This is a genomic window from Terriglobus sp. ADX1 (assembly GCF_036877645.1).
Lineage (GTDB): Bacteria > Acidobacteriota > Terriglobia > Terriglobales > Acidobacteriaceae > Terriglobus.
In genome coordinates, this window is record NZ_JAEDXV010000077.1 from 1 (window position 1) to 255 (window position 255).

1 protein-coding gene is annotated in these 255 nt (G+C 52.2%); it reads left to right on the forward strand.

Going from position 1 to position 255, the window contains the following annotated elements; genetic code table 11:
* Positions 1-180 (forward strand): hypothetical protein (locus tag JAO32_RS19760; RefSeq protein WP_334243607.1); only part of this gene is annotated, 180 nt, incomplete at its 5' end.
* Between the last annotated feature and the right edge of the window lie 75 nt (positions 181-255).

A 255-nucleotide genomic window follows, 5' to 3' on the forward strand; every position in this document is an offset into this window, starting at 1 on the left:
TTGGTTTCGGGAAATAGATTTTCTACGGATGTGAAGATGCCCGTCGCTTTTGTGCGGCGGGCATCTTTTGTTTCCAGTGAAGTGGAGTGGGCAGAAGCGAATGCAGGTTCTTCGGCTTCACTTCGTTTCGCTCAGGATGACGCGCTTTGCGCGTTTGAGCTTCGCTGTATCTCCACTTAGCAGTTGATGCCGGCATCCTTCAGGCACTGCTTCAGACCAGCCATGCTGATGCGGGTGGAGGATTCCTTGATTTCA